The following is a 10,130-nucleotide window of genomic DNA, read 5'->3' on the forward strand; positions in this document are numbered from 1 at the left end:
ATGCCGCAAAGCGGAAAAGTGACGAACCCGTGGCTCATCGCCGTGACCGTCTCGCTCGCCACGTTCATGGAAGTGATGGATACCTCCATCGCCAACATCGCCCTTCGCCACATCGCCGGAAGCGTCGCCGCCAGCCAGAGCGAAGCCACCTGGGTTTTAACCAGCTACTTGGTAAGCAACGCCATCGTCGTGCCTATCAGCGGCTGGCTCGCGTCCATCATGGGCCGCAAACGCTTTTACATGTCGTGCGTCGCGTTGTTCACCGTCAGTTCCTTCGCTTGTGGAATCGCGCCCACCCTTGGCATTCTCCTTTTATGCCGCATTCTTCAAGGCATCGGCGGCGGCGGCCTCGCGCCATCCGAGCAATCCATCCTTACCGATACTTTTTCCGCCGAGCAGCGCGGCATGGCTTTCGCCGTCTATGGCGTGGCTGTGGTCGTCGCGCCCGCCATCGGCCCCGCGCTGGGCGGCTGGATTACCGACCAATTTTCCTGGCGTTGGATTTTTTTCATCAACGTGCCCGTCGGCATTATCTCGCTCATCATGACTTCCATGCTGGTCACGGATTCTGCAACTGCAAAAAAAGAACATGAGAAGGCGACCAAAGGCGGCATCAAAGTGGATTACATCGGCTTCGCGTTCGTTGCGATCGGACTCGGCTCGTTACAAATCGTTCTCGACAAGGGCCAGGAGGACGATTGGTTCGGCAGCGTCTTCATCACCACCTTCGCCATTCTCGCTTTGGTCGGCATCATCGGCGGCATCATTTGGGAGTTGTGCATTACCAAAAATCCCATCGTGGACCTCCCGCTCTTTCGCGACCGCGGATTTCTTTTCACCAACATAATGATGTTCGCCACGCTGTTCGTCCTGCAATCCACCACCCAACTTCTCCCCCAGTTCGTCCAGGAAATCCTCCCCTACAATGCCACCAAGGCCGGTCTTATCCTCATGCCCGGCGGATTCATCATCATGGCGCTCATGCCCGTGGTCGGTTTCCTCGTGCGCAAAGTGCAGCCGAAATATCTCATCGCCTTTGGCTTCATCATCATCGGATTCGCGATGGCCAACCTCGGCGGCATCGAAACGGGAGTTTCCTTTCGCGTGCTCGCCATCGCGCGCGTCTTTCAAGCCGCCGGACTCGCCTTCCTGTTCGTGCCCATCAACACCCTCGCTTACTCCAGGTTGCCCAAGGGTAAATCCAACAACGCCTCCGCGCTCATCAATCTTATGCGCAACCTCGGCGGCAGCGTCGGCATCTCCCTCGCCACCACCCTGCTCGCCCGCCGCAGCCAGACGCATCAGGAACGCCTCATCTCCAACCTCACGCCCACGTCGTTGGCCTTCCAAACCCGCCTCCATTTCATCACGCAACGCCTCATCGCGCACGGCATGGATTCCGTCACCGCCAGTAAACAAGCCCTCGCCAATCTCTATCGCGTCGTGAACACCCAGGCCAGCATGCTCTCCTACCTCGACATCTTCGCCGTCCTGATGTTCTGCAGCTTCTTCGCCGCCTTCCTCACGCTATTTCTAAAACGCATGGACCTCTCAAAAGCCCAGACGCATTAAAATGCCCCATCCGTGTTCTTCCGTGTTGAATCCGTGGGTAGAGCCTTTACCGCCCCACTTTCGCGTCCACCCAAATGGCCCATGAACTGTGGTTATGGCCCTCACCACCTTCCGTCAGCAGTTCGAGTTCTTTCACCTTCGCGATGTCCACGTTCACCTCCGCTTGCTGGCCCGCTCGCAAAATCTTCGAGCGAAAAAGTTCCCGGCCATCGCCGCGCACCGTGAAAATCGCCGAACCTTGTGCGTTCGCGCCATCGCGCAGACCGATCTTCGCCGTGAAGGTTTTCCATTTTCCTTTCACGGGAAAAACATAGCGCGCGTCGGAATGCGCATATAATCCCTTGTCATAAAATTTTCCGTTGAGCAAAAGCAGGATTCCATTCTGGATGTTTTCATCGAACCAATAATGGTTTCGCGCCACGTGCCCCCAACCGACTTTGGCCTTGGTCCAAATCGCGTCGGACACAAAAGCGCTGTCACCCGTCATCGTCGCAAGATCGAACGGCGCCGGCGGATTCAACACCTCGCGCAACGAGCGAAGTTCGCGCGCCGCTTCCGGCGTGTAAGCCGCCGCCACCGCCGCATCGCTTAGAAAATCCTTCGCGTCGGCCTGATGTTGCATGATGGCCCGCTCCGCCTGCCCGACTTGCCATTCGGCGTTCAAAGCGGCCACGTCGGGAATGTATGACAAATCATAATGAAGCGAAAAATCATTCGCAGCCGTGGCTCCGTTTACGTGCAGTCTGGCCACCTTCAAATGCCAATCCCGCTTGGCGCCAGGATGTGGCTTCTTCAGCGTCAAATGGAACACTCCATCGCGCACGACACACGGAAATGTCTCCGCAAAATGATCGTCGTCTTGCCAAACGTAGGCGATGACTCCATAAGCAGGAATTTCGCCCGTGATTGTCCCGTCAATCACCAGCGTGCCATTCGTCGTCGAAAATTCGAGCGACTTGAATCGGCTGTCCACTGCGTCCCATCGCCCGCGATCCGAACCCGTAATGAGTGGATGCGAAATAATTTGCAGCGCCGACCCGCGGCTAAGATAGCTCGATGACTTGCCGCCCCACAAATAAGCGCGGTAATTCAAATTCCCCAATCCCATCAGCGACAGTCCCAGCGATTGCTCCGTCGGCCCGCCATTATCGTGCGGCAAGCCGAGCCCGTGACCCAGTTCGTGCGCCACACCGCCGAGATAAAGACTATTGAACTTGGCCACCGACTGCTTGACGTGCGGATAATAATGTTCGGTAAAAACAATTTGGTGATTGGTGTCCGTCAGCAGCATCGGATCAAGCAATTCACAATCCGCCACGTGACAGAACCCGCTGCGCTGCGAACTGCCGCCATCGCCATAGTACGGCGCATGAAAGACGTAAGCGCCATCGTTCGTTTTGTCGCACAGCGCGTAAAACACCAGGACATGCTCGCGTTCAAAGTCTATCTTTCCGCCGAGCGCGTTGCGAATCTCCTGGCCCGTGACGCCGCCGGAATCGTAGCTATAACTGCTCGCCGGCAATTTCCCCTTAACCATGTAGATCACCAGCTTGCCGTCTTTCCGCTCCAGCGGCAGCCCTGAGTTGGTGATGCCAAAACGCTCAAGCCCCTCCTGATAAAATTGGCTCACATCCGTGACGATGCGATCCACCCGCTCCGCGTAATTCGCCAAAGGTTCGCCTCCCTTGGGAACAAAATAAACAACTCGCAACGTGTGATTCCCCTTCGGCTGCCCTTCGTGATAAGCCGCGATAATCTTCTGCGCCTCCTGCAACATCGCGCGGCCATCCGGGTCCTCAGGAAAAATCCCGGTAGGCCCCGCCGAATTTTGTGCCGCGATCTGACAAACTCCAACCCACCACGCGACCACAATAAAAAAATAGCAAAACCACTTCTGCGTTTTTGTTTGGGAATTCATTCACCCCGACCTTAGCGAGTCGCCCCCGAAAATCAATTCGCTCGTGTTGCGGAGGCATATCTGTTTGAACTGGGACGATCTACGACCACCGAATTCCTCGCAAAACGAAAAACATACATCACTGCTAAATTCATTTAGAGTTATTATTATTCACATAGCGCCTCTACATTCACATAGGTGTCATTACATTCACATTTAACTCGACATCTTAAATAACCTGTATTTAAAATTCGATGTAGGCAAATGCGCGGTTTCATTTGCCTACATCGAATACTTTTTTGATAAAAGATTAAGCTCCCATTTCACATGCGACGAAAAGCTTGGCGAGCGGGTTCTAACCGAGCGCGGCGATTCGGTTCTCAAAATAAAAATTTCTCCTTTAATATTCTCCAAAAAAATTTAAGTGCCTTTGCCTTGGTGAAGTAACGAACCCACATTTCTCGCCCGGTCAATCCACATCAAAAAAACTCCTTCCTCCAGTGGCCGTCCGCAAGGACCTCCGCGCCTCCGCGTCTCCGCGGTAAAAATTAGTCAGCAAATCCGCGGCAACTGCTCCCCCGACAACATATCCACCACGCGATTTCCCCCCACCCGCGTCCGCATCGTCACAAACCCCGCATGATTTTCCACGACCTCGCCGATGATCATCGCGCCCCGGCCGTAAGGATGCTCGCGCATCGCCGCCAGCGCCGCATCCGCGCCCGGCGCCGGCACCACCGCCAGCATCTTTCCTTCATTCGCCACATACAACGGATCGAACCCCAAAATCTCGCACGCGCCCTTCACCTCTTCGCTGATCGGAATCGCCGCCTCGTGTAAATGCACGCCCACATTCGACGCCTCCGCAATCTCCGTCAACGCGCTCGCCACCCCGCCGCGCGTCGGGTCTCGCATCACATGAACCTCCGGGCAAGCCTGCAACAACGCCGCCACCAATGAATTCAACGGCGCGCAATCACTCACAATCTCCGTCTCAAAATTCAATCCCTCGCGCACCGACATGATCGCGATCCCGTGCATCGCGATCGGCCCGTTGATAATAATTTTATCACCCACCTGCGCGAGCCGCGGATCAATCCTCACCCCCTGCTCCACCACGCCGATGCCCGACGTATTGATAAAAATTTTATCGCCCTTACCACGCTCCACCACCTTCGTGTCACCGGTCACCAGTTGCACGCCCGCCTCTTCCGCCGCCTGCCGCATCGAAGCCGTCACGCGCCACACTTCGCTGATGGTAACGCCCTCCTCCAAAATCAATCCGACCGATAAATACTTCGGCACCGCCCCGCACATCGCCAGGTCGTTCACCGTGCCGCACACCGCCAATCTGCCAATGTCACCTCCCGGAAAAAAAATCGGATTCACCACGAACGAATCCGTGCTGAACGCAAACCGCGTCCCGTTCAGCGAAAAAATCGCGCCGTCGTGCAGCGGTTCAAGCAATTCATTCTTGAACATCGGCACGATCAATTTCTCTACCAACTGATGCGATAATTTCCCGCCGCTCCCGTGCCCGAGCACAATCTCCTTGTGGTCGGAAATCGGTATCGGGCACGAGCCGAACAAAATGCTCGCCGCCGATTCCTTGCTGTTTGGTTCGCCACTTTTAAACGACATCTTCTTCTCCCAATGCCACATGAATTAAGTCCCACGCGATATGCACCAGCGTCGCATGCACTTCCTGGATGCGATGAATGCTGTAACTCGGAACAATAAAACTATAATCCACCATTTCCGCCAGCCGTCCCCCATCCTTTCCCAGCCACGCGATCGTCATGAGCCCGCGCGCCCGCGCCGCTTCCACCGCATAAATCAAATTCGCGGATTTCCCGCTCGTGCTCACCGCTAGCACCATGTCGCCCGCCTGCCCAAAAAGCGCGATCTGATTTGCGAACACTTGCGAATAATCCAAATCATTTCCAATCGCCGAAATCGTTGCGATGTCCGTCATCAATGGAATTACCGGGAACGCCCGCCGCTTCTCGATGATCGGATGGGTAAACTCCACACCGAAATGCAGCGCATCACACAAACTGCCGCCGTTGCCCATCACCAGCAATTTTTTCCCCTGCTCAAACCGCGCCGCCATGTCGCGCGCCATCGCCTCGATTTTTTCGGCGTACGTGTCGAAAAATTTCTGCTTCATCTCCACGCTCTCGCCGCATTTGCGCAGGATTTTTTCGCGGAAATTTTCAAAGTTGGCAGCCATGATTCACTATCAAGCTGCCGCCGCCGCGGGCCTTTTCGGCTCCAAATGCCGGCCATACGCGTAATACGCCGCGCACGCGCCCTCCGCCGAGACCATCGTCGCGCCCAGCGGATGCTCCGGTTTGCATTTTTTCCCGAACGCGGGACAATCGTGCGGTTTTTTCACCCCGCGCAATACCAGTCCGCTGATGCAATCCGCCGGCTCTTGCGTGTCAATGTTCTTCACCTCGAACAATCGTTCCGCGTCGTGATCCCGAAAATCCCAGCGCAATTTGTAACCGCTCTTGGGAATCGAACCCACGCCGCGCCATTTGCGGTCGCATACTTCAAAAACTTTATTCACCGTGTCCATCGCCACGCGATTGCCCTCGCGCTTCACGATGCGCGGATATTGGTTTTCCACTTCCGCGCGGCCCGCCTCAAGCTGCCGCAGCGTCATCAGCGTGCCCTCAAGCAAATCCAGCGGCTCGAATCCCGTGATCACAATCGGCACCCGAAAACGCGCCGCCAGTGGTTCGTATTCGCGATAACCCATCACCGCGCAAACATGCCCCGGCCCGAGAAATCCCTGCACGCGATTGAGCGGCGATTGCAAAATGGACGCGATGGATGGCGGCACGAGCACGTGTGAAACCAGCACCGAAAAATTTTTCACCCCTTGCTTGTGCGCCTCCCAAACCGCGAGCGCGTTCGCTGGCGCCGTCGTCTCAAAGCCGATGGCGAAGAACACCACTTTTTTTGCCGGATTCTCCCGCGCGATTTTCAAGCAATCCAGCGGCGAATAAACGATGCGAATGTCCGCCCCGCGGGATTTCAGCACGAGCAAGTCCGCGTCCGAACCCGGCACTCGCAGCATGTCGCCGAACGAACAAAAAATCACCTCTGGCCGCCGCGCAATCGCATGCGCCTTGTCAATCATCTCCAGCGACGTCACGCACACCGGGCAACCCGGCCCATGCACCAGTTCCACGCCTTCCGGCAGCAACCGGTCAATGCCGTACTTCACAATCGAATGCGTCTGCCCGCCGCAAACTTCCATCAATACCCACGGCTTCGTCACTACCCGCTTGATTTCTTCCACGAGTTTTTTCGCCAGCGGTTCCTGCCGGTATTCGTCGAGATATTTCATGGGGAATTCCCTCGCTCGCGCGCGAGCGCCTCAATGTCCGGCGGCTCCAATTCCTCAAGCTGCCCAAGTTCTTCCAGCGCCTTGTAAGTGCGTTCCGCCTCCGCCTCATCCACTTTCCCAATCGCCACGCCCACATGCACCAGCACGTAATCGCCGACTTGCACCTCCGGCATGTATGTAAGGCAGATTTGTTTGACCACCCCGCCGAAGTTTGTTCGCGCCATGCGCAAACCCTCGGCATCGTTAGCGATTTCGATCACCTTCCCAGGTATGGCCAGGCACATTTTTTTATTTAGAAAATGGTTCCACCGAAATTTTTACCGCGTCATTCGCCGTCAGCAACGGAAACAACTCGAGATGAATCTCCCGCCGGTGTGGGCACATGCCCGCGCGGCGCGCGTCGAATTCATGTCCTCGGCGGCATTTCAAGATATTCAGTTTTAACGTCCCCTCGTCAAGCCGCGTACCGCACGCCGGACAAAGATTGCGATACGCATAAAGATTCCCGCCGGTCTTCACCACCAGCACCGGCGCATCTTCTAATTCAATGGATCGCATCTCGCCTTCATCGAGTTCACCCAAATCCTCCAGCACGATCCAATGCAAAGGCTCCGTCGGCGCAACTCCGGCAATGGGTGGCTGCATCAGCACGGCTTCAACTTCGAATCTCAGCAAATCCGGGCATGCTTCTTCCACCGCCTCGCGCACTGCCAATTCCATTGTCAGCGAAGAGGACGGAAAATCCTGGCATTCGCTTCGCACCCGCAATCGCGCGTGATTGTTTTCAAACGTGATGAGTTCCACGTTCCCGCCCTGGCTTTGCATGAAGGGACGCACCCGATCCAACGCCTCAAGCAATCGCTTTTCCAGCGGCACCGGATGTAATCCATGAATCAACAGCAATCCCCGGATGACACCATCGCGCAACAACCCATCGCTCAACTCCCTGCCCGCCGCGCCCGCGTTCTTGAGCAGTTGCATGATCCGTCTCAGCCCGTCTTCGTGCAGTTCCAAAACCGATTCCAAACACTCCCGCAAAAGCTCGCGCGCCTGGGTATCCTGAAGCGAACTGATTTTGCCGGTCAATTCCTGGATGCGCCGGCCACGCGATTTCGTTTCGACTTGCGGGAAGTGCGCCGCATCACCCGCCGGTCCGTCCAACTTCGACGGAATAGAGGTGAGGGCTAAAATCGCATTCATACCGTTCAACACCATTTACAAACTAAACTTCTTTTGTTACCGCCGGAGCAAGGCCGGACGATTTCGTTTTTCCGCCAGTAAGTTCCCGGATCAATTCACCAATCATTGCCATCGCGCCTGGTATTGCCGCTTTCACTTTCTCGCTCAATTCCAGCGCACCGTCCTCGTTCTCAACCATCGCCGGTTCACAGCCAACCAAAAATAATTTCCCCCGCACGCCACCGCCGAGCGATTGCGCCATTTGTATCACCGCGACCGGATCCATCGAATGCGCATCCACCGAAGTGCGGTCAAGTTCGTTCAAATGGTTCATATCCGGCTCGATCAGATAAACCGTCCCCGGCGCCTGGCCGCGCGTCGTGGCATCCACCAGAATGATCGCATCAAAATCATTCGTCAGCGCATAAGCCAGATCGTAACTGCGAATGCCGAAGTCCGTGACCGTCACATTTTCAGGAAGCTTCACCCGTTTCAATTCGCGCGCGACTTCGCAGCCAAAGGCATCGTCGCCGTAAAAAATATTTCCAATGCCCGCGACGAGTATTTTCATGCGAGTGCCTTCATGGATGGATGGGTATTTTTCCGGCACGAAGTCGGCGGAGAAATTTCAGAGATGAGAGTGATGCTTTTCATTCTGCTCCAAGCCTTGTCATCCCTCCATCCCCGGCCCGGCTTAAAGGCCATCAACCATTGCTATTATTATCGCCAGCAAAATCTTGCGGCTTCTCGAATGTTCAGCACGACATATACCACCCGTAAAATGCAATAAAATCAGCAAAAGAAAAGCGACACCTCTTGCAGATTGCAAAAAAGTGCCGCATTTTATTCGCAAATTGCGCGAGACGTTTTTGTCGTCAGGCGAATTCTTCAATCATCTTTTTGTTGAAAGCCGGAATATCATCCGGCTTCCGGCTGGTGATCAAGCCTTCATCTACGACAACTTTTTCGTCCACCCAACTTGCGCCCGCGTTGATCAAGTCCGTTTTGATGGAAGGATACGACGTCATTTTTCGTCCGTTCACGACACCCGCTTCGATGAGCGTCTGCGGCCCGTGACAAATTGCTGCCACCGGTTTATGCGCGTCAAAAAACTCCCGCACAAATCTCACCGCCAGGGGCAGCGTGCGCAATTTATCGGGATTCATCACGCCGCCCGGCAGCACTAGGGCGTCGTAATCGCCGCTTTTGGCATCCTTCAATTTCACATCCACGTCGAATTCTTTGCCATAGTCCGTTTCATCCCACCCTTTGACCTTTCCGTTCTCTGGCGAGATGATATCGGTCTCAGCGCCGGCCTCCTTCAAGGCTTCATTCGGCCCTTCCAATTCGCTTTGTTCAAAACCGTTCGCGACGAGTATCGCGATCCGTTTGCCTTTCAATTCGGTTTTCATGGCTTAATGCGTGGCCGAATTACCAATCAAGGTTTCGCTTTCACGGCGGCTTCCGTCGTCTGCGCCATGCTCAAATGTTCCTGCAAGGTCGGCAGCGTCTTGGAAACCCAGCCCTTCAAATCGGCGTCGTCCCCGTGGTCCGCTTCTTTCTGAAACATTTTCACCGTTTTTTCGTGGTCGCTAAGCATGATCTTCATATACGCCTTGTCGAAATCGTTGCCGGAAAGATTTTGCAATTTCTCCGTCTCCTTTTCGACTTTCTTCGGCTCGGCGTCCGGCAGCGTCGCGCCTTTCTGCGACACCAGTCCGGTCAATTCATGGTTGGCCTTGGTGTGGTCGGTCACCATCCGTTGCGCAAAATCGCGCACGGCCGAATCCGATGCCTTGCTCACGGCAACCTGGCTGAAGCTGACTTCCGCATTGCCACCCTCGGCAGCCTTGCAAACGAAGCTAAAATCGTGCTCCGAAAGCTGGCCACGATTTTCCGCCGCCTGCGCCACGGTAAACTGCCCCAGCGCGAACAAAGTTCCGACTGTGATATAACTCAAAAGTTTCGATGACTGTTTCATAGGTTTTGTTAATTTGTGTTGTTGGCTGACGAACTTCAAAACCGGCCTGTTCTCAAGGCCGTTGCTGACTTCAGCGAAAGTTGTGCCAAGCCGGTTTCGGCCCATTCCTTGGTTAAAACCACCTTTAATGCCCTCAATGG

At 55.2% G+C, this 10,130-nt stretch carries 10 protein-coding genes; 1 reads left to right on the plus strand and 9 read right to left on the minus strand.

What is annotated here, in order from left to right; all coding sequences use genetic code 11:
* Positions 1-1,572: a DHA2 family efflux MFS transporter permease subunit gene (locus VH413_00370; protein HEX3797124.1), complete on the plus strand. Its 1,572-nt coding sequence runs from the start codon at positions 1-3 to the stop codon at positions 1,570-1,572.
* Positions 1,573-1,618: 46 nt separating this feature from the next.
* Here the strand turns inward: VH413_00370 and VH413_00375 are convergent, their stop codons facing one another.
* The 9 genes from VH413_00375 to VH413_00415 all read right to left on the minus strand — a co-directional run bounded on the left by VH413_00375 (position 1,619) and on the right by VH413_00415 (position 9,990).
* Positions 1,619-3,442, minus strand: coding sequence for an NPCBM/NEW2 domain-containing protein (locus VH413_00375; GenBank protein ID HEX3797125.1), 1,824 nt, complete (start codon positions 3,440-3,442; stop codon positions 1,619-1,621).
* A gap of 579 nt (positions 3,443-4,021) precedes the next feature.
* Positions 4,022-5,110: a hydrogenase expression/formation protein HypE gene (gene hypE / locus VH413_00380; GenBank protein ID HEX3797126.1), complete on the minus strand. Its 1,089-nt coding sequence runs from the start codon at positions 5,108-5,110 to the stop codon at positions 4,022-4,024.
* Positions 5,100-5,702 carry an SIS domain-containing protein gene (locus tag VH413_00385; GenBank protein ID HEX3797127.1) on the minus strand — a complete coding sequence of 201 codons (603 nt, stop codon included), beginning with the start codon at positions 5,700-5,702 and terminating at the stop codon, positions 5,100-5,102. Before VH413_00385 ends, hypE begins: the two co-directional genes overlap by 11 nt.
* A 9-nt stretch (positions 5,703-5,711) precedes the next feature.
* Positions 5,712-6,830, minus strand: coding sequence for a hydrogenase formation protein HypD (hypD, locus tag VH413_00390; protein ID HEX3797128.1), 1,119 nt, complete (start codon positions 6,828-6,830; stop codon positions 5,712-5,714).
* Complete coding sequence (locus tag VH413_00395; GenBank protein HEX3797129.1) at positions 6,827-7,114, minus strand: HypC/HybG/HupF family hydrogenase formation chaperone; 288 nt, start codon at positions 7,112-7,114, stop codon at positions 6,827-6,829. Before VH413_00395 ends, hypD begins: the two co-directional genes overlap by 4 nt.
* Before the next feature lie 4 nt (positions 7,115-7,118).
* Complete coding sequence (locus tag VH413_00400; protein HEX3797130.1) at positions 7,119-8,030, minus strand: NifU family protein; 912 nt, start codon at positions 8,028-8,030, stop codon at positions 7,119-7,121.
* Positions 8,031-8,052: 22 nt separating this feature from the next.
* Entirely contained in the window at positions 8,053-8,619 is a 567-nt protein-coding gene (locus VH413_00405; protein ID HEX3797131.1) for a hydrogenase maturation protease, read from the minus strand.
* Positions 8,620-8,884: 265 nt separating this feature from the next.
* Positions 8,885-9,421: a type 1 glutamine amidotransferase domain-containing protein gene (locus VH413_00410; protein ID HEX3797132.1), complete on the minus strand. Its 537-nt coding sequence runs from the start codon at positions 9,419-9,421 to the stop codon at positions 8,885-8,887.
* A gap of 26 nt (positions 9,422-9,447) precedes the next feature.
* A complete protein-coding gene (locus tag VH413_00415) occupies positions 9,448-9,990 on the minus strand; it encodes a DUF4142 domain-containing protein (protein HEX3797133.1) in 543 nt (180 codons plus the stop codon).
* Positions 9,991-10,130 lie beyond the last annotated feature (140 nt).

The sequence above is a fragment of the Verrucomicrobiia bacterium genome (assembly GCA_036268055.1).
Classification (GTDB): Bacteria; Verrucomicrobiota; Verrucomicrobiia; order Limisphaerales; family Pedosphaeraceae; genus DATAUW01.

What these genes read in the sequence shown, in the direction of transcription:
- VH413_00370 (HEX3797124.1), top strand. Translation starts at nt 1, where the DNA reads ATGCCGCAAAGCGGAAAAGTGACGAACCCGTGGCTCATCGCCGTGACC.
- VH413_00400 (HEX3797130.1), bottom strand. Translation starts at nt 8,030, where the DNA reads ATGAATGCGATTTTAGCCCTCACCTCTATTCCGTCGAAGTTGGACGGA.
- hypD (HEX3797128.1), bottom strand. Translation starts at nt 6,830, where the DNA reads ATGAAATATCTCGACGAATACCGGCAGGAACCGCTGGCGAAAAAACTC.
- VH413_00385 (HEX3797127.1), bottom strand. Translation starts at nt 5,702, where the DNA reads ATGGCTGCCAACTTTGAAAATTTCCGCGAAAAAATCCTGCGCAAATGC.
- VH413_00410 (HEX3797132.1), bottom strand. Translation starts at nt 9,421, where the DNA reads ATGAAAACCGAATTGAAAGGCAAACGGATCGCGATACTCGTCGCGAAC.
- VH413_00395 (HEX3797129.1), bottom strand. Translation starts at nt 7,114, where the DNA reads ATGTGCCTGGCCATACCTGGGAAGGTGATCGAAATCGCTAACGATGCC.
- VH413_00415 (HEX3797133.1), bottom strand. Translation starts at nt 9,990, where the DNA reads ATGAAACAGTCATCGAAACTTTTGAGTTATATCACAGTCGGAACTTTG.
- hypE (HEX3797126.1), bottom strand. Translation starts at nt 5,110, where the DNA reads ATGTCGTTTAAAAGTGGCGAACCAAACAGCAAGGAATCGGCGGCGAGC.